The organism is Nocardioides sp. Z30_9 (assembly GCF_058215735.1).
Genome location: NZ_JBZAJF010000001.1, coordinates 1,299,093 through 1,316,420, shown reverse-complemented (window position 1 = coordinate 1,316,420; position 17,328 = coordinate 1,299,093). Strand labels below are relative to the sequence as shown.

The window sequence follows — 17,328 nt, the reverse complement described above, 5'->3', positions numbered from 1 at the left end:
GCTGCCGTGGACGTCGCCGCCCTGGTGCAGGGGGTCAGGGCGGGGAAGCGAGCGGCGGTCTCCCGGGCGATCACGCTGGTGGAGTCCGCGCGCCAGGACCACCAGCAGGCCGCCAGGGAGCTGCTCACCGAGCTGACCGACCCGGTCGGTGCCGAGCGGTCGCCGGCGATCCGGGTGGGGATCTCCGGGGTCCCCGGTGTCGGCAAGTCCACCTTCATCGAGACCCTCGGCAAGCACCTGATCGCCGACCTCGGCCTCACGGTCGGGGTGCTGGCGGTGGACCCGTCCTCGACCCGCACCGGCGGCTCCGTGCTCGGCGACAAGACCCGGATGCCCGAGCTCGCGGCCAACCCTGCCGCCTACATCCGGCCCTCGCCCACGGCCGGGACCCTCGGTGGCGTCGCCCGCGCCACCACCCAGGCCATGGTGGTGCTCGAGGCCGCCGGGTACGACGTCGTCCTCGTGGAGACCGTGGGCGTCGGGCAGTCGGAGGTGACGGTCGCGGGGATGGTGGACACCTTCTTGTTCCTGACCATCGCGCGCACCGGCGACCAGCTCCAGGGCATCAAGAAGGGGATCCTCGAGATCGCCGACGTGATCGCCGTGAACAAGGCCGACCCCGGCACCAACCCGGGGGAGGAGGGCGACCGGGCCGTAGAGGCGCGCTCCGCGGCCAAGGAGCTGGCCGGCGCGCTGCGGCTGGTGCACTCCTCGGGAGACGGCTGGGTGCCGCCGGTGCTCACCTGCTCCGGCCTGCACGGCACCGACGTGGACACGGTGTGGTCGCGGGTGCTGGCGCACCGTGAGGCGCTGGGGGAGCAGGGGATCGCCGACAAGCGGGCCGAGCAGCAGCTGGAGTTCACCTGGGCCCTGGTGCGCGACGAGCTCGCGCAGCGGCTGCGCCGCTCGCCGGGGGTGCGGGCGATCCGCGACGACGTACGCCGCGCGTTGCTGGCCGGGGAGCTGACCGCTCCGCTGGCCGCGGACCGGCTGGTGGCCGCCTACGACGCGGACCGTGGCTGAGCCGGTCCTGCTTTGTCGCTATTATGCGCTTCCACCGCTTAGCAGACCGGGGAGGACCTATGCGCCGTACGCCGTTGGCGGCCCTGTCCGTGGTGCTCGGCCTCTCCCTGACCCTGGCTGGATGCGGGGACTCGGAGGACAAGAGCTCCCTGGGGCCGGTGAGCGACGAGGGCCCGAGCACGTCGCAGAAGCCCCCGGCCGACGAGCCCGGCGGTGAGGACACCCGCCCCTTCGACGACGAGGGCAACGAGGCCATCCGGGGGAGCGTCAAGGCCACCACCCCCGAGGAGGAGGCCGTCGCGCAGGCCTGGTTCGCCTACTGGGACGCACGCTCGAGCAGCTACCACCAGGCCGAGGTGGACCCGGCGCTCGGGTCGGTGGCAGCGGGCAAGGCCGCCACCGACGTGGTGCGCTACGTCGCCCACCTCAAGGCCAAGAAGCTGCGCACCGTCGGGGACACCAAGTTCGGCGTCAGCGACATCAAGATCGAGGGCAACAGTGCGACCCTGAACAGCTGCGGGGAGAACAAGTCGATCGACCGTGACGCCGAGGGGCGTCCGGCCGAGCAGCCCACGCCGTTCTACAACTTCGCCGGCATCCTGGCCAAGGCCGGGGGCAGCTGGCGGGTGGTGTCGGCGGAGGTCGTGGGGGAGAACGGGTGCCAGGCATGAGGAGTGCGATGACGACGAGACGTCCCACCAGGTTCCTGGCCGGCGCCGCTGCCGGCGTCGCGGCTCTGGTCGCGGCGGCGCTGGGCTCCGCGCCCGCGTACGCCGGCAACGGCGGCACCGCGACCGAGGGCGGCTACGGCGCCAAGGTGCAGGTCAGCCTGTCCGGCGACGTGAGCCAGTCGCTCGTGGGCTCGGTGCCCGGCCCGCCCCCGATGTGCTGGTGGGAGGACCTGTCCACCACCCTGCTCGACCCGGGCTCGGTCGACACCAGCGACCCGGAGGCAGTGCAGAAGTACTACACCGAGAAGGTCCGGCCCTGGCTCACCGGGCACGCGGCCACCGGCACGCTCGCGATGCCCTCCGAGGCGTACTTCAAGGACATCATCCGCCGCGCCGCTGACGGCGAGGAACTCACGTTCTACAGCCTCCAGGTGCGCGACGGCGCCGTGGGCGGCAAGCCGGGCGACGACAACTACGCCGCCGACACCGGCAAGGTCGCCCAGGCCTGCGGAACCCCGGTCGCCGAGGGCCCGTTCGGACCCGTGCTGATGAGCTGGCGGGCGTTCCCCACCGGCCAGCAGCCACCGCCCGCGGTCTCCGACGAGGACCTGGCCGCCTACGCCTACGAGGTGATGGACCTCAAGCAGCCGGCGCTGGAGTGGAACCCCCACCTCGCCGCGGCCGACGACGCGACGCTGGTCAACCTGCCCACCTGGCTGTGGACCCGGGACCCGGCGGCGGTCGAGGTGCGCGAGGTCACCGCGGAGGCGGCGGGAGTCAGCGTCACGGTCACCGCGCGGCCCGGCGGGATGACCGTGAGCAGCCCCGTCGTGACCGGTGGCTGCACCGCCGCCCAGGCGCGCACGGCCTACGCCCCCGGCGTCGACCCGGCGTCGGCTTGCGTGCTCGTCTTCCCGTCCAGCTCCTTCGCCTACCCGGGCGGGTTCCCGGTGCAGGCCACCACGGGCTGGGGCGCCACGTGGACCAGCAACGCCGGTCCCGGTGGGGAGCTGGAGGCCAAGACGATGTCCGCGGTCACCGAGATCCCGGTGATCGAGGTCCAGTCTCGCGTCAGCGGAGTCTCCTGAGCGCTGCCCGTCGGGGGCCGATAGGCTTGACCGTCGTGACCTCCGCTCCCAACGCTGACGTGTCCAGGCTGCTGCGCACGGTGCTCGACGGGGTCGAGGCCCAGTCCGAGTCCCTGATCGAGTTCCGTCGCGACCTGCACGCCCACCCGGAGCTGTCGTGGGCCGAGGAACGTACGACGGCCGTGATCGCCAAGCGGCTCGACGAGGCCGGGCTCGTGCCCCGGCCGCTGCCCCGCAACGGGCTCGTCGTCGACATCGGCTCGGGGACCGGTCCCGTCGTCGCCCTGCGCGCCGACCTGGATGCCCTGCCGGTCGAGGACCTGACCTCCGACCCGTGGCGGAGCACCGTCTCCGGGGTCGCCCACGCCTGCGGGCACGACGTGCACGCAGCCGCGCTCCTCGGGGCCGGGCTGGCCATGGCCGCTGTGCGCGACGAGCTGCCGGGCAGGGTGCGACTGGTCTTCCAGCCGGCCGAGGAGATCATGCCGGGCGGAGCCCTGATGTCGATCGAGGCGGGTGCCCTCGACGGGGTGGACCGCATCTTCGGCCTCCATGCCGATCCCGGCCTCGACGTCGGCACCGTGGGCCTGCGTGAGGGTCCGCTCACCGGCGCCGCCGACTCGCTCGACGTGCTCCTCTCCGGGAAGGGCGGTCACACCTCGCGTCCGCACCTGACCGAGGACCTGACCTTCGCCCTCGGCAAGCTGGTCACCGAGCTGCCCGCCGTACTGTCCCGGCGCCTGGACCCACGTGCCGGCGTCAGCGTCGTGTGGGGGATCGTGCGGTCGGGCTCGGCGGTCAACGTGATCCCGGCGACCGGCCGCGCGGGCGGCACCGTCCGGATGCTCGACGCGGTCGCCTGGGCCGACGCGGAGAAGCTGATCCGCGACACGATCGACCAGATCGTGGAGCCGTACGGCGTGGACGCGGTGGTCACCTACGTGCGGGGCGTGCCCCCGGTGGTCAACGAGCACCGCTCGACCCTGCTGCTCGGTCGCGCGATCGACGTCGTCCTCGGCTCCAGTGCACACGTCGCCACCTCGCAGAGCCTCGGCGGCGAGGACTTCGCGTGGTACCTCGAGAGCGTGCCCGGCGCGATGGCCCGGCTGGGCACCCGGACACCGGGTGGACCCACCTACGACCTGCACCAGGGAGACCTGCGCGTGGACGAACGGGCCATTTCGGTCGGTGCCGGCGTGCTCGCGGCCGCCGCCCTCAACTCCATGGTCACCGACGCATAACGGTTCCCCCGTTCGGTGTGCGCCAAGTAGGAGCGACCCGGCCTGCTCGCATATGGTGCCGCCATCCCGTGCCGCCGAGGCACACCAAGATCAAGGAGGCATCTTGCGTAGGTTCAGCAAGATCGCGGCAGTAGCAATGGTGAGCGCACTGACCCTCGCCGGTTGTGGCAGCAGTGGCAACGAGTCCGGGAACAGCGGTTCCAAGGCCGCTGCCGACGTCTGCAAGGCGGCCAAGGGCGACGGACCCAAGATCGGGCTGGCCTACGACGTCGGCGGTCGCGGCGACCAGTCGTTCAACGACTCCGCCTACAAGGGCGTGGAGAAGGCCGTCGACGACCTCGGCGCCACCTGCACCGAGGCCAAGGCTGCGCCCAAGGAGAACGACACCATTCGCGCCGAGCGTCTCCGGACCCTGGCCGAGGGCGGCTACAACCCCATCGTCGCGGTCGGGTTCATCTACTCGCCTGCTGCCGCCACCGTGGCCGCGGAGTACCCCGACACCAAGTTCTCGGTGATCGACGGCTACAGCACCACGCTGCCGAAGAAGCCCCTGGCGAACCTGACCGACCTGGTCTTCGCCGAGGAGCAGGGTTCCTACCTGGTCGGTGTGGCCGCGGCGCTGAAGTCGAAGGCCAAGCACGTCGGCTTCGTCGGCGGCACGCACGGCGACCTGATCAAGAAGTTCGAGGCCGGCTACGCCGCGGGTGTGAAGTCCGTGGACCCGGCCATCAAGATCGACGTCCAGTACCTCACCGAGGACCCGAACGACGGCGAGACCGGCTACGAGAACCCGACCGGCGGCAAGGACGCGGCGACCGCCATGTACGAGTCCGGCGCGGACATCGTCTACCACGCTGCCGGCAAGTCCGGCCTCGGTGTCTTCGACGCGGTCGAGGCCGCGGGCGAGGGCAACTGGGCCATCGGCGTCGACTCCGACCAGTACCTCACCGTCGACGAGTCGCAGAAGAAGCACATGCTCACCTCGATGCTCAAGCGCATCGACACGGCGGTCTTCGACTACGTCAAGGCGAACGCTGACGAGGACGTGCAGCCCGGCTTCAAGAACTACGACCTGAAGATCGACGGTGTCGGCTACTCCAAGTCCGGTGGCTTCGTCGACGACGTCTCGGAGCAGATCGACGCCGCCGCGGAGAAGATCAAGAGCGGCGAGATCGTCGTCCCGACCGACCCCGCCAAGGTCAAGTGACCTGACCGGCAACCACCGTTGAAGCAGGGCCCGGGCGACAGGCTAGGTTGTCGCCCGGGCACCTGTGCGTCAGGCGCAGCACCTAGGGAGGGAACCGTGTCGAGCAGCGCTTCGAGCCTCACGGCAGAGGCGATCGAGCTGCGGGGGATCGGCAAGCGCTTCCCCGGCGTCATCGCCAACCACGACGTCGACATCACCATCAAGACGGGCACGATCCACGCCCTGGTCGGGGAGAACGGCGCGGGCAAGTCCACGCTGATGAAGATCCTGTACGGCGTGCAGAAGCCCGACGACGGCACCATCAGCGTCAACGGTAAGCAGGTCACCTTCTCCACCCCGGCCGACGCCATCGCCGAGGGGATCGGGATGGTCTTCCAGCACTTCATGCTGGCCGACAACCTGACCGTGCTCGAGAACGTCACGCTGGGGGCCGAGAAGCTCCACGGCATCGGTGAGGCCGCGCGGGCGGAGATCCTCGCCATCTCGCAGCGCTACGGCTTCGGCCTCGACCCCGACGAGCTGGTGGAGTCGCTGGGTGTCGGTGAACGGCAGCGGGTGGAGATCCTCAAGGTGCTGTACCGGGGCGCGCGGATAATCATCCTCGACGAGCCCACCGCCGTCCTCGTGCCGCAGGAGGTCGACGCGCTGTTCGCCAACCTGCGCCAGCTCAAGGAGCAGGGGCACACGCTGATCTTCATCTCGCACAAGCTCGACGAGGTCCTCGCGGTCGCCGACGAGATCACGGTGATCCGCCGCGGCACCACCGTGGCGTCGGTCAAGCCCGCCGACGTGTCCTCGCGCAAGCTGGCCGAGCTGATGGTCGGCAGCGAGCTCCCCTCACCCAGCACCGAGGAGTCCACGGTCACCGACCGGGTCCTGCTCTCGGTCCGCGACATCGAGCTGCGCGACGCCAACGGCCGCACCGAGCTCGCCGACATCGGCTTCGACATCCACGCCGGGGAGGTCCTGGGCATCGCCGGAGTCGAGGGCAACGGGCAGACCGAGCTCGTCGAGACCCTGATCGGCATGCGGCACCCGCTGAGCGGCACGGTCCGCCTCGGCGAGGAGGACATCAGCGGCTGGTCCACCGGAGAGCGTCGCGCCGCCGGCATCGGCTACATCCCCGAGGACCGCCAGCGTCACGGCCTGCTGCTCGACTCGCCGCTGTGGGAGAACCGCATCCTGGGCCACCAGACCCGTGAGCCTTCGGTGAAGGGGCCGTGGCTGAACCCCCGGGGTGCCCGCACCGACGCCGCCCGCATCGTGGAGCAGTACGACGTCCGCACCCCCAGCATCGAGACCACGGCCCGGGCGCTCTCCGGCGGCAACCAGCAGAAGTTCATCGTCGGGCGCGAGATGAGTGGCGACCCGGTGCTGCTGATCGCCTCGCACCCCACCCGGGGCGTCGACGTCGGCGCGCAGGCCCAGATCTGGGGCCACATCAAGGACGCACGTCGCGAAGGCCTCGCCGTCCTCCTGATCTCCGCGGACCTCGACGAGCTGATCGGCCTCTCCGACACCATCCAGGTGCTACTGCGCGGCCGGCTCGTGGGCACCTTCGACCCCCAGGACGTCACCCCGCAGGAGCTCGGCTCGGCGATGACCGGAGCAGAGGCGGACCGATGAGCCTGTTCAAGCGAGCGGCACTGGGGCTGGCCGCCCCCGTGCTGGCCCTGGTCGTCGCGGCCCTGATCTCCAGCCTGGTCCTGCTGGTCAGCGGGGACGACGTGCCCGGCTTCTGGAGCACGCTGCTCACCTGGCCCGCGGGCCGCAACATCGTGAACATCCTCAACGCCTCCGCGATCCTCTACATCTCCGGCGTCGCCGCGGCCATCGGCTTCCGGATGAACCTGTTCAACATCGGCGTGGAGGGCCAGTACCGCGTCGCGGCGTTCGCCGCGGCGGCCTTCGCCGGCGCGAGCTGGCTGCCCGGCAAGCTGAACACCGTCGTGGCGGTCCTGGTCGCGATGCTCGCGGGCGCCCTCTGGGCCGGGATCGCCGGCCTGCTGCGCGCGACGCGCGGCGTCAGCGAGGTGATCGCCACGATCATGCTCAACGCCATCGCGCTCTCGGTGGTGGCCTACGGCCTGAGCAAGGTCGGGTCGACGACGGGCAACTCCCGCTCCACCAAGACGATCGAGCAGGAGAGCTGGGTCGGCGGCATCACGATCTTCGGCGACAGCCCCACCAAGCTCTTCGGGCTCTCCCTGCTGGCCGTGGTGGTCGGGGTGCTCTTCTGGGTGCTGCTCAACCGCACCCGGTTCGGGTTCAACCTGCGGGCCGCCGGCGCCTCGGAGAGCGCGGCCGTCGCCAGTGGGGTGAACGTCAAGAAGATGATCGTGATCTCGATGCTGATCTCCGGAGCCGTGGCGGGCCTGATCGGGATGCCGACCCTGTTCAGCGACGCGCACAACTACGGGTCCTCGTTCCAGGCAGGCATCGGGTTCTCCGGCATCGCGGTGGCCCTGCTCGGTCGCAACCACCCTGTCGGGATCGCCTTCGGGGCGCTGATCTTCGCCTTCCTCAGCGAGCAGGCCAACCTGCTCAACATCCTGGTCGGCGTGTCGCCGGACATCGTGGCCGTCACCCAGGGCGTGATCGTGATCGCGGTGGTGATCGCCTACGAGGTCGTACGCCGCTACCGGGTCCGGCACGAGCAGGCCTCGGTCGCCGCGCAGCTGGCCTCCGGTGACACCACCGCCAAGCCCAAGGAGCCCGTGTCATGAGCGCCGCCACGGCTGCCCCGCTGCCCCCGGTCCGGACCCCGGAGGCGAAGAAGCAGCGCCGACGCTGGATCTATCTCTACGTCCTCGCCGGCTTCGCCCTGCTCTCCTTGGTGCGCGTGATCAGCGGCGCCGACGAGCTGACCTCGTCCGGGACGCTGACCGTGACCCTGACCGCGGCGATGCCGATCGCCCTGGCGGGCCTCGGTGGGTTGTGGGCCGAGCGCGCGGGCGTGGTCAACATCGGCCTCGAGGGGATGATGATCGTCGGCACCATCGGAGCCGGCTACTTCACCTACCACTACGGCATCGTGGCCGGCGTGCTGGGCGCGGTGCTGTTCGGCGTCCTCGGCGGGGCGCTGCACGCCCTGGCCACGGTCGTGTTCGGCGTCGACCACATCGTCTCCGGCGTCGCCATCAACATCATCGCGGCGGGCCTGACCGGGTTCATGGCCGAGACCTTCTTCGCCGCGCTCCCCGGAGGAGGCCCGACCCAGTCACCGTCGCTGGCGACCCCTCCGAGGATCAACATCTCCTTCATCTCCGACCCGATGAACACCATCGAGGAGAAGCACTGGTTCCTGGTCAGTGACCTGGCCAGCGTCGTGGAGATGCTGACCAAGAACCTCTCGGTGCTCACGCTGCTCGGGCTGGTGCTGATCTTCGGGAGCATCTACGTGCTCTGGCACACCCGCTTCGGTCTTCGGCTGCGCTCCTGCGGAGAGGCCCCGGCCGCCGCGGAGTCGCTGGGCGTCAACGTCTACCGCTACAAGTTCATCGCGGTGCTCATCTCCGGCGGGCTCGCCGGGCTCGGCGGGGCCTACCTCGCGCTGGTGTCGTCCTCGGGCTTCCAGGTCGGACAGACCGGTGGGCGCGGCTACATCGGCCTCGCGGCGATGATCTTCGGCAACTGGCGCCCGACCGGCCTGTTCATGGGCTCGACGCTGTTCGGCTACACCCAGGCGCTCCCGTTCCGCCAGGGGACGGTGTCGGTGCACGCGCTGCTGCTGGTGCTGGCGCTGCTGCTCGTGGCGTTCGCGATCTACCAGCTGGTGCGCGGCTCGCGCCGCTCCGCGGTCACCACGCTGGTCTTCGGTGCCGTCTTCCTGGCGTGGTACCTCCTCACCGACGTGGTGCCCAGCGAGTTCACCACGATGGCGCCCTACCTGACCACGCTGCTCGTGCTGGCGTTCTTCTCCCAGCGACTACGCATGCCCGCGGCGGACGGAGTCGTCTACCGGAAGGGGTCGGCGGGATGAGCGCGGTCGGCCAGGAGCTCGGCGAGGAGTTCGACTGGGACTCCCTCAAGGCCCGCGCGGTGGAGGCGGCGACGCACGCCTACGCGCCGTACTCCCGCTACCGCGTCGGCGCCGCAGCGCTCGTCGACGACGGCCGCGTGGTGGTCGGCTGCAACGTGGAGAACGCGGCCTACGGCGTCGCCCTGTGCGCGGAGTGCGGGATGGTCTCCCAGCTGCACGTCACCGGCGGCGGGCGGCTCACCCACGCGGTGTGCGTCAACGGGCTCGACGAGGTGATCATGCCCTGCGGGCGGTGCCGGCAGCTGCTGATGGAGAGCGGCGGCCCGGACCTGCTGCTGCTCACCGTCTCCGGTGTACGACGAATGGATGAGGTACTTCCCGATGCTTTCGGTCCCCACGACCTCGCTTGACCTCGGCTCCGCCGACCTCGTCGCGGACCCGTACCCGTACTTCGCCACCGAGCGCGAGCTGCACGAGGTGGCCTGGCATGAACCGAGCAACGCCTGGCTGACGTTCTCCCACGCCACCGCCGGAGCCGTGCTGCGCAACCGCCGGCTGGGACGGATCTGGCGCGACCGCGAGCCGGCCGCCTACCTGGAGCCGTTCAACCTGCTCCACCGCAACCAGATGATGGAGAACGAGCCGCCCGAGCACACCCGCTTGCGGCGTGCCGTGGCCGGCGCGTTCAACCGCGGGCACGTGGAACGGCTGCGGCCGCGCGTGCAGTCGCTGGCGGCGTCGCTGCTCGACGACGTGGACCCGGCCGGCTTCGACGTGATCGGGGAGTACGCCGAGCCGCTGCCCGTGCTGGTCATCGCCGAGCTGATCGGACTCTCGGTCACCGACGTGCCCGCGCTCAGGGCGTGGTCGCAGGCGATCGTGCGGATGTACGAGCCCGACCCGGCGGCCGCCGTGGTGGACGCAGCCGTGCTCGCGGCAGGCGAGTTCGCCGACCACGTGCGCGAGCACCTTGCCCGCCGGCGCGCCGAGCCGGGCAACGACCTGACCACCGACTTGCTCGCGGCGGGGCTGAGCGACGACGAGCTGGTCGCCGCGGTCGTGCTGCTGCTCAACGCCGGGCACGAGGCCTCGGTCAACGTCTTCGGCAACGGGCTGGTCGCGCTGCTCTCCCGCGGGCTGCGCCCGGCGGCCGACACCGCGCTGACGGTCGAGGAGATGCTGCGCTTCGACTCCGCCCTGCAGCTGTTCGTGCGCACGGCCACCGAGAGGGTGGAGCTCGGCGGCGTGGTGGTCGAGGAGGGCCAGCAGATCGCCGCTCTCCTGGGAGCGGCCAACCGGGACCCGGCCGTCTTCGAGGACGCCGACACCTTCGACCCGGCGCGCGACCCGAACCCGCACCTCGCCTTCGGTGCCGGCCTGCACTTCTGCCTCGGCGCACCGCTGGCGCGGATGGAGCTCGTGGAGTCGCTGGAGGCGCTGTTCACCAGGTTCCCCGACCTGGGCCTGGCCGGTGAGCCCCGCAGCCGTGGGACCTTCGTGCTGCGCGGCTTCCACGAGGTGACGGTCAGCGGTTCCCCGGGCTGACCGTCCGGGGGGCCACCACGGCCCCGGTCGCCGCCAGCGCCACCAGCACGACGAGCAGCAGCGTGAGCGCGCTCGCCGGGGTGACGAAGGCGACCAGCAGGGCTCCGCCGAGGCCGACGAAGACCGCCTGGGAGAGCTGGTCGGAGAGCTGGGCCGAGGAGGAGTTGAACCCGACCTCCCCGGGGCCGGACTCCTGGAGCACCAGGAAGGACAGCGCCGAGAACCCGAGGCCCATCCCGATGCCCGCCAGTCCCACGGTGGGCAGCGCCAGCCAGGTCAGCCCCCACGCCGGAGCCACGAGCAGCAGCCCGCCGAGCCCGACCGCGAGGGCGACGAACCCCACCTGCAGCAGTCGTGGACGGGACAGCTGCGGGTGCCGTGCCTGCCACGCGGAGGCAGCCGACCAGCCCAGCGAGCCGACGATGAGCGGGGTGCCGGCGGCGGTGAGGGACCACCCGTGGGTGGAGGTGAGGATCAGCGGCAGGTAGGCGGTGGCGGTGAAGAAGGCCCCCGCGATCAGGGCGCGGCCGGCCACCACGGCGGCGATCCCCGGGCGGGCGGCGAACGAGCCCGGCGGGAGCAGCCGACGCAGGGAGGGGACCAGGGCCGCGATCGCAGCCAGGGCCACGATCAGGCCGGGGACCGTCGTGTGCTGGCCCGACCAGCTCAGCGCGGCCACGGCCACCGCTGCGAGGACCGCGGCGGGGACCAGGCCGGGCCGCACGGGTGGCGGCTCGGCGGGTGCCCCGAGCCCCCGGGACGCCGGGACCACGAGCGCCACCGCGAGCACGACGAGGGGGAGCAGGCCCAGGAACACCCAGTGCCAGGAGAGCCGCTCGGTGACCACCGCGGAGACGGGAGGGCCGACCAGGGAGGGCACCACCCACGCGGAGGAGGTCAGCCCGAAGACCGCCGGACGGGCGTGCGGGCGGTAGACCAGCGCGATCAGCACGTAGACCGCGACTCCGAGTGCTCCGGCGCCGAGTCCCTGGAGCACCCGGCCCGCGAGGAGCTGGGCCATCGTGCTCGCGGTGCCGGCCACCAGCAGGCCGAGACCGAACACGGCCGGCGCGCCGATCAGCATGGCGGCGGGTCCGCGGGCGTCGCACCACCGGCCACCGAGGACGGTCCCGACCACGTTGGTCGCGATGAACGCGACGAACGGCCAGGCGTACGACGAGACCGAGCCGAGGTCCGCCACGAGTGCGGGCATCGCGGTGCCGACGCCCATGTTCTCGAACGCGACCATGCTGATCAGCAGCACGATCCCGATCGTGACGGCGCGCTGGCCGGGGCCGAACAGGTCGTCGCGCACGCTCCCCGGCTCGACCGTCATGGGAGCAGCCTGCCGGGTGGCCGGGGCGGGTCGGGCACCGACCTCCCCGCGATAGGTTCGGGGCTCGGCGTACGCCGGTGGACGCCTAGGAGGCAGCAGTGGCAACGCACGACGCGATCGAGGTGATCACGGCCAAGCGGGACCGGCGCGAGCTCAGCGAGAGCCAGATCGACTGGGTGGTCGACGCCTACACCCGCGGGGACGTGGCCGACGAGCAGATGTCGGCGCTGGCGATGGCGATCCTGCTCAACGGGATGAGCCGTCGGGAGATCTCGCGGTGGACGCACGCGATGATCGCCAGCGGCGAGCGGATGGACTTCTCCTCGCTCTCGCGACCCACCGCCGACAAGCACTCCACCGGAGGCGTCGGCGACAAGATCACGCTGCCCCTCGCGCCGCTGGTGGCGGCGTGCGGCGTGGCCGTGCCCCAGCTCTCGGGCCGCGGGCTGGGCCACACCGGCGGCACCCTGGACAAGCTCGAGTCGATCCCGGGCTGGGAGGCGGCGCTGTCCAACGAGGCGATGCTGCGCCAGCTCGAGGAGGTGGGCGCCGTCATCTGCGCCGCCGGCTCCGGGCTGGCGCCGGCCGACAAGAAGCTCTACGCGCTGCGCGACGTGACCGGCACCGTCGAGGCGATCCCGCTGATCGCCTCCTCGATCATGAGCAAGAAGATCGCCGAGGGCACCGGTGCGCTGGTGCTGGACGTCAAGGTCGGCACCGGTGCGTTCATGAAGGACCTCGAGCGCGCCCGCGAGCTGGCCTCGACGATGGTCGAGCTCGGCCAGGACGCCGGCGTGCACACCGTCGCGCTGCTCACCGACATGTCCACCCCGCTCGGGCTCACCGCGGGCAATGCCCTCGAGGTGCGCGAGTCGGTCGACGTGCTCCAGGGCGGTGGCCCGGCCGACGTCGTCGAGCTCACCGTCGCGCTGGCGCGGGAGATGCTCGCCGGTGCCGGCGTGGACGACGTGGACCCGGCCGAGGTGCTCGCCTCCGGCAGGGCGCTGGACACCTGGAACCAGATGATCTCCGCGCAGGGCGGCGACCCCTCCGCGCCGCTGCCCGCGGCCCGGGAGACCCACGTGGTGCCGGTCCCCGCGAGCGGGGTGCTCACCCGCCTCGACGCGATGGCGGTCGGCATGGCCGCCTGGCGCCTCGGCGCGGGCCGGGCCAGGCAGGGCGCCTCCGTCCAGGCGGGCGCCGGGGTGGAGTGGCACGCGAGGCCGGGGGACCAGGTCACCGAGGGCCAGCCGCTGCTCACCTTGCACACCGACGAGCCGGAGCGCTTCGACCGGGCCCTGGCCTCGCTGGAGGGCGGCTACGAGGTCGCGCCCGCCGGGTCGGCGTACGAACCCGGGCCGATCGTGCTCGACCGGATCGGCTGAGCGCGCTACAAGCGGAGCAGTGCCGCGGTGAGGGCGGCGACGAAGACCACCACGATGAACGGCGCGCGCAGGAGCAGGGCGACGAGGGCCGCGCCGAGGCCGGCGAGGCGGGCGTCGACCGCGAGGACCTGTCCCTCGGGGGCCGGGGTGGCGAACACCTGTACGGCGACCAGCGCCGCCAGCAGCACGACCGGGAGCAGGTCGGCCGTACGCCGCAGCACCGGGTGCTCCAGCACGCGCTCGGGCACCGACATCCCGGCCAGCTTGAGCAGGTAGCAGCCCCCCGCGCAGACCAACACCGCCGCCCAGATCACGGCCGCCCCCCGGCGTCGGGACCGGGGTCGGGACCGGGCTCGGGCTCGCTCCCACCGGTGTCGCGGCCGATCAGGCCCAGGCCGAGGGCGACCACCCCCGCCGCCAGCACCGGCACCCCGGCCGGGGCCACCGGGACTAGGGACAGTGCGAGGGCGGCGCCGAGCGCGGCGGCGACCCGGTTGCGGGTGGTGGCCAGCCGCGGCCACAACAACCCGAGGAACGCCCCGCCCACGGCGGCGTCGAGGCCGAACCGGCGCGGGTCGCCGAGCTCGTCGCCGGCCAGCGCGCCCACCAGGGTGGCCAGGTTCCACAGCACGAACACCGACAGACCGGCCGAGAGGAACCCGGCCCGGGCGTGCTCGCGGCTGGTGCGGGTCACGGTCATCGCGGTGGACTCGTCGATCAGCACGTGCGCCGCGGCCGCCCGCCGCCAGCCGCGCCAGCCCAGCAGCGGCGAGACCTTCAGCCCGTAGAGGGTGTTCCGGGTGCCGAGGAGCAGCCCCGAGAGCGCGCCGAGGAACGGGTTCCCGCCGGATCCCACGACGCCGACGAGGGCGAACTGGGAGGCGCCGGTGAACACCAGCAGGGACAGCGCGCACGACTGCCACACATCGAGGCCGCTCGCCACGGAGATGGCGCCGAACGAGATGCCGTAGGCCCCGGTCGCGACACCGACCGCGACGCCGTCACGCACGATCGTGCGCGTCGCGACGTCGAGTGCCATCGGCTGCTGGCCAGCCGGGTGCTCAGACTGGGTCCACTGGGTCGACCAGGGCGGTGTGCAGGCGCACCTGCTTGACGGTGGTGCTCCCGTCGCCCATCAGGTCGAGCGTCCGGTGGGCGCCGTCGGGTCCCCAGCCGGCGCTGGTCAGGAAGGTGCGGGTGGTGTCGTCGACCGCCTGGAGCCAGGTCACCGCGAGCTGGAACCGGTCCGCGACCAGGGTGTCGATCCCGGCCTGGAGCAGCCGTGACCCGTGGCCGGCGCGCCGCTTGTGCGGGTCGACCGTGAGGTCGCTCAGCTCGCCCACGCTGATCGGGTCGCAGTCGGGGTCGGCGGCCGGGCTGGTGACCACGAAGCCGGTGACCAGGTTGCGCTCCAGGGAGACCAGCACCCGGTTGCGTGCGTCGGCGGGCCGGCCCAGTGCGCCGCGCCAGCCCTCGGCGAGCTCCTCGGGGTCGAGCGAGGCGAGGACCTCTGCCGGCAGCAGGTCGGCGTACGACTCACGCCAGGCGCGTACCTGCACGGCCGCGATGGCGGGGGCGTCCTCGGCCCAGGCGATTCGGGCGGAGACGTCGGCGCTGGTCATGGTGACCATCCAACCACCGGTGCTCAGCCCGCCAGCCGGTCGGTCGGGCGTACGCCGCGCAGGCCGGTGACCTCGTCGAGCCGGGCCTCGGCGTCGCTGAGCACCAGGGCTGCCGCGGTGCTCGCCAGGAACCCGCCCACGGCGACGACCGCCCATCCCGGCCGGAAGGAGTCGCCGAGCGCCAGCACGCCGGCCAGCGCCGGCAGCACGGTCTGCAGCAGCACGAGCGGGGCGCTGGCGGCGATCACCGAGGTGCGCCGCATCGCCACCGAGTAGAGCCAGAACCCGAGCAGCCCGAACAGGCCGATGCTCAGCACCGGGGCGAGGGTGAGCCAGCTCCAGCTGGGGTCGACGAGGGCGCGGGTGCCGACGGGGGAACCGGCGTAGGCGACCCCGCCCAGGCACCCCAGCCAATAGCCGGCGCGCGGACCGTGCAGCCGCAGCGCCACGACCGAGAGCAGCAGGGTCAGGGCCAGCACGGCGTAGAGCACCCCGATGTCGCCCGGACCGAACCGGTGGTTGCCCACGGGACCGGAGGCCACCGCGAGCAGCGCCAACCCGCCCACGAGCACGCCGATCGCGACCCGGTGCCGCGTGGCCAACGGCTCCCCGAGGGCGCGGGTCGAGACCACGGCGGTGACCGCGAGCGAGGTCGAGATGCCCACCTGGGCGAGGTACAGCGGTACCGTCGCGATGGAGACCGCGTGCAGCAGCCAGCCCGCGACGTAGATCAGCGCGACAACGCCCGTCCGGACCGAGATCAGCGGGCCGGATCGAGCCGCGACCGCCTGCATCACCGCGCCCACGCCGAACAGCAGCGCGGCGAGCAACGCCGCGACCAGTCCGACCACCATGTCGGCCAGCCTCGCACGTGCCCCGCGGCGGTAGGTTGTCCGCATGCAGGCCTACCTCGACCTCCTCCGCCGGATCCTCGACGAGGGCGTCGAGAAGTCCGACCGCACCGGCACCGGGACCCGAAGCGTCTTCGGCCACCAGATGCGCTTCGACCTCTCCGAGGGCTTCCCGCTGCTGACCACCAAGAAGGTGCACACCCGCTCGGTCTTCGGCGAGCTGCTGTGGTTCATGCGCGGCGACACCAACGTGAAGTGGCTCCAGGACCGCGGCATCAGCATCTGGGACGAGTGGGCCGACGCCAACGGCGACCTGGGCCCGATATACGGCTACCAGTGGCGCTCGTGGCCGGCGCCCGACGGTCGGCACATCGACCAGCTCGCCCAGGTGGTGGAGCAGATCCGCAGCAACCCCGACTCGCGGCGCCACATCGTCTCGGCGTGGAACGTCGCTGACATCCCGGAGATGGCGCTGGCCCCGTGCCACACCATGTTCCAGTTCTACGTCGCGCCCTCGGAGGGCGGCGGGAAGCTCAGCTGCCAGCTCTACCAGCGATCGGCCGACGTGTTCCTCGGCGTGCCGTTCAACATCGCGTCGTACGCCCTGCTCACGCACATGGTCGCCCAGGTCACCGGCCTCGAGGTCGGCGACTTCGTGCACACCTTCGGCGACGCCCACCTCTACCTCAACCACCTCGAGCAGGCCGAGCTGCAGCTCACCCGGGAGCCCCGTCCGCTGCCCACGCTGCACCTCGACCCGTCGGTCACCGCTCTCGACGGCTTCGACCTCGAGCACATCACCGTCGAGGGCTACGACCCCCACCCGGGCATCAAGGCCCCGATCTCCGTATGACGCGCCCCGCAGAGCCAGGGCAGCCCGTGCAGCCCGGCGAGGTCCGCGTGGTGCTGGTCGCCGCCCGGGCGAGGAACGGCGTCATCGGCCGCGACGGCGGCATCCCGTGGAGGATCCCGGCGGACTTCGCCCACTTCAAGCGCGTCACCGTCGGTCACCCCCTGGTGCTGGGACGCACCACCTTCGAGGGCATCGGCAAGCCGCTGCCCGACCGGCAGAGCATCGTGGTCACCCGCAACCCCGACTGGTCGTACGACGGGGTGCTGGTCGCGCGATCGGTCGAGGAGGCGATCGCGATCGGCGCGGACCTCGACGACGTGGTGAACATCGGTGGGGGAGCGGGCGTCTACCGCGACGCGCTGCCCCTGGCCACCGATCAGGTCCTCACCGAGGTCGACCTCGAGCCGGACGGCGACACCCGCTACCCGGACTTCAACGAGCTGGAGTGGCACGAGACCCGGCGCGAGCGCCACCACGACAACGACCCGCCCTACGAGATCCGCTGGCTGGAGCGAGCCCTCTAG

18 protein-coding genes are annotated in these 17,328 nt (G+C 72.0%); 13 read left to right on the top strand and 5 right to left on the bottom strand.

Annotated elements, in window-relative coordinates; all coding sequences use genetic code 11:
• Window positions 1-6 precede the first annotated feature (6 nt).
• The 10 genes from meaB (at window position 7) to AC4BGB_RS06430 (ending at window position 10,757) form a co-directional block, all read left to right on the top strand.
• Window positions 7-1,023, top strand: coding sequence for a methylmalonyl Co-A mutase-associated GTPase MeaB (meaB, locus tag AC4BGB_RS06475; protein ID WP_490545818.1), 1,017 nt, complete (start codon window positions 7-9; stop codon window positions 1,021-1,023).
• A gap of 59 nt (window positions 1,024-1,082) precedes the next feature.
• The gene (locus AC4BGB_RS06470; RefSeq protein ID WP_490545817.1) at window positions 1,083-1,694 is read left to right on the top strand and encodes a hypothetical protein; all 612 of its coding nucleotides are present in this window, start codon (window positions 1,083-1,085) and stop codon (window positions 1,692-1,694) included.
• Between the two features lie 8 nt (window positions 1,695-1,702).
• Window positions 1,703-2,782, top strand: a complete 1,080-nt coding sequence (locus AC4BGB_RS06465; protein ID WP_490545815.1) for a hypothetical protein — start codon at window positions 1,703-1,705, stop codon at window positions 2,780-2,782.
• A 35-nt stretch (window positions 2,783-2,817) separates the two neighbouring features.
• Window positions 2,818-4,023 (top strand): amidohydrolase, encoded by a 1,206-nt coding sequence (locus tag AC4BGB_RS06460; RefSeq protein WP_490545813.1) that lies wholly within the window; start codon window positions 2,818-2,820, stop codon window positions 4,021-4,023.
• Between the two features lie 103 nt (window positions 4,024-4,126).
• A complete protein-coding gene (locus AC4BGB_RS06455; protein WP_490545812.1) occupies window positions 4,127-5,230 on the top strand; it encodes a BMP family lipoprotein in 1,104 nt (367 codons plus the stop codon).
• A 96-nt stretch (window positions 5,231-5,326) separates the two neighbouring features.
• Window positions 5,327-6,856 carry an ABC transporter ATP-binding protein gene (locus AC4BGB_RS06450; protein ID WP_490545811.1) on the top strand — a complete coding sequence of 510 codons (1,530 nt, stop codon included), beginning with the start codon at window positions 5,327-5,329 and terminating at the stop codon, window positions 6,854-6,856.
• Window positions 6,853-7,956, top strand: coding sequence for an ABC transporter permease (locus tag AC4BGB_RS06445; protein WP_490545810.1), 1,104 nt, complete (start codon window positions 6,853-6,855; stop codon window positions 7,954-7,956). Before AC4BGB_RS06450 ends, AC4BGB_RS06445 begins: the two co-directional genes overlap by 4 nt.
• Window positions 7,953-9,212: an ABC transporter permease gene (locus tag AC4BGB_RS06440; RefSeq protein WP_490545809.1), complete on the top strand. Its 1,260-nt coding sequence runs from the start codon at window positions 7,953-7,955 to the stop codon at window positions 9,210-9,212. Before AC4BGB_RS06445 ends, AC4BGB_RS06440 begins: the two co-directional genes overlap by 4 nt.
• Window positions 9,209-9,622 (top strand): cytidine deaminase, encoded by a 414-nt coding sequence (locus AC4BGB_RS06435; protein WP_490545808.1) that lies wholly within the window; start codon window positions 9,209-9,211, stop codon window positions 9,620-9,622. Before AC4BGB_RS06440 ends, AC4BGB_RS06435 begins: the two co-directional genes overlap by 4 nt.
• Window positions 9,594-10,757, top strand: coding sequence for a cytochrome P450 (locus AC4BGB_RS06430; RefSeq protein WP_490545807.1), 1,164 nt, complete (start codon window positions 9,594-9,596; stop codon window positions 10,755-10,757). Before AC4BGB_RS06435 ends, AC4BGB_RS06430 begins: the two co-directional genes overlap by 29 nt.
• On the opposite strand, the gene AC4BGB_RS06425 is transcribed toward AC4BGB_RS06430, so the two are convergent.
• Window positions 10,738-12,093 (bottom strand): MFS transporter, encoded by a 1,356-nt coding sequence (locus AC4BGB_RS06425; RefSeq protein ID WP_490545805.1) that lies wholly within the window; start codon window positions 12,091-12,093, stop codon window positions 10,738-10,740. The two genes, AC4BGB_RS06430 and AC4BGB_RS06425, sit on opposite strands and share 20 nt — an antisense overlap.
• Before the next feature lie 98 nt (window positions 12,094-12,191).
• Here AC4BGB_RS06425 and AC4BGB_RS06420 point away from each other — a divergent pair, with 98 nt between their 5' ends.
• The gene (locus tag AC4BGB_RS06420) at window positions 12,192-13,478 is read left to right on the top strand and encodes a thymidine phosphorylase (RefSeq protein WP_490545803.1); all 1,287 of its coding nucleotides are present in this window, start codon (window positions 12,192-12,194) and stop codon (window positions 13,476-13,478) included.
• 5 nt (window positions 13,479-13,483) lie between these two features.
• Here AC4BGB_RS06420 and AC4BGB_RS06415 read toward each other — a convergent pair whose 3' ends face one another.
• Genes AC4BGB_RS06415 through AC4BGB_RS06400 form a run of 4 tightly spaced genes read right to left on the bottom strand, consistent with a single transcriptional unit; the run spans window position 13,484 to window position 15,999 of the window.
• Window positions 13,484-13,792, bottom strand: coding sequence for an AzlD domain-containing protein (locus AC4BGB_RS06415; RefSeq protein WP_490545802.1), 309 nt, complete (start codon window positions 13,790-13,792; stop codon window positions 13,484-13,486).
• Window positions 13,789-14,517, bottom strand: coding sequence for an AzlC family ABC transporter permease (locus tag AC4BGB_RS06410; protein ID WP_490545800.1), 729 nt, complete (start codon window positions 14,515-14,517; stop codon window positions 13,789-13,791). The genes AC4BGB_RS06415 and AC4BGB_RS06410 overlap by 4 nt, the downstream gene beginning before the upstream one ends.
• Window positions 14,518-14,539: 22 nt before the next feature.
• Window positions 14,540-15,100, bottom strand: a complete 561-nt coding sequence (locus tag AC4BGB_RS06405) for a GNAT family N-acetyltransferase (RefSeq protein WP_490545798.1) — start codon at window positions 15,098-15,100, stop codon at window positions 14,540-14,542.
• A 23-nt stretch (window positions 15,101-15,123) separates the two neighbouring features.
• Window positions 15,124-15,999, bottom strand: a complete 876-nt coding sequence (locus AC4BGB_RS06400; protein WP_490545797.1) for a hypothetical protein — start codon at window positions 15,997-15,999, stop codon at window positions 15,124-15,126.
• On the opposite strand from AC4BGB_RS06400, the gene AC4BGB_RS06395 reads away from it, so the two are divergent.
• Window positions 15,998-16,804: a thymidylate synthase gene (locus AC4BGB_RS06395; RefSeq protein WP_490545795.1), complete on the top strand. Its 807-nt coding sequence runs from the start codon at window positions 15,998-16,000 to the stop codon at window positions 16,802-16,804. The genes AC4BGB_RS06400 and AC4BGB_RS06395 overlap by 2 nt on opposite strands.
• Entirely contained in the window at window positions 16,801-17,328 is a 528-nt protein-coding gene (locus AC4BGB_RS06390) for a dihydrofolate reductase (protein ID WP_490545793.1), read from the top strand. The genes AC4BGB_RS06395 and AC4BGB_RS06390 overlap by 4 nt, the downstream gene beginning before the upstream one ends.